This is a genomic window from Mesorhizobium sp. M7D.F.Ca.US.004.03.1.1 (assembly GCF_003998635.1).
Lineage (GTDB): Bacteria > Pseudomonadota > Alphaproteobacteria > Rhizobiales > Rhizobiaceae > Mesorhizobium > Mesorhizobium loti.
On record NZ_RZQG01001550.1, the window covers coordinates 1 to 772 of the forward strand.

At 62.3% G+C, this 772-nt stretch carries 2 protein-coding genes; both read left to right on the top strand.

The genetic code is table 11. The features are described from left to right. Nucleotides 1-221 (top strand): acyl carrier protein (locus EN935_RS38610; RefSeq protein WP_127374379.1); only part of this gene is annotated, 221 nt, incomplete at its 5' end. 56 nt (nt 222-277) lie between these two features. Further along, the coding region (locus tag EN935_RS38615) for a beta-ketoacyl synthase N-terminal-like domain-containing protein (RefSeq protein WP_281040417.1) at nt 278-772 on the top strand (495 nt) is incomplete at its 3' end.

Here is a 772-nt window from a genome sequence, read left to right on the forward strand (position 1 = left end):
ACACCATCACGCCCGAAAGCCACACGATTGACGATCTCGGCATCGACAGCCTCGACTTCCTCGACATCGTCTTCGCCATCGACAAGGAATTCGGCATCAAGGTACCGCTGGAAAAGTGGACCCAGGAGGTCAATGACGGCAAGGCTTCGACCGACGATTACTTTGTCATGAAGAACCTGTGCGCCAAGATCGACGCACTGGTCGCCGCCAAGACCGCCTGACGTCAGTTGAGCGCACGATCTTGACGCGCTCTGCCGCCTGACCCACAAAGCCGCCCATGAGCAGCCCCCGCGACGTCGTCATCACTGGTATCGGCCTTGTCTCCTCTCTGGGGGAAGGTCCGGACGCCCATTGGCAGAAGCTCGCGCAGCCGGGCCTGCAGCCGGTGCTCGAAGCGGCGCGCTTTGCACCCTATACCGTCCATCCTCTGCCTGAGATCGACTGGAACCTGCAGATCGCCAAGCGCGGCGATCAGCGCCAGATGGAAACCTGGCAGAGGCTCGGCACCTATGCTGCCGGCCTTGCACTGGACGACGCCGGCATCAAGGGCAATGACGAACTCTGCGCGACCATGGACATGGTTGTGGCCGCAGGCGGCGGCGAGCGCGACGAGGCGGTCGATGCCGCCATTCTCGCCGCTTCGGAAAGCCGCAATGACCGCGATGTGCTGCTCAACGAGAAATTGACCACCGAATTGCGGCCGACACTGTTCCTGGCCCAGCTGTCCAACCTGCTCGCCGGCAACATCTCCATCGTCCACAAGGTCACCGGC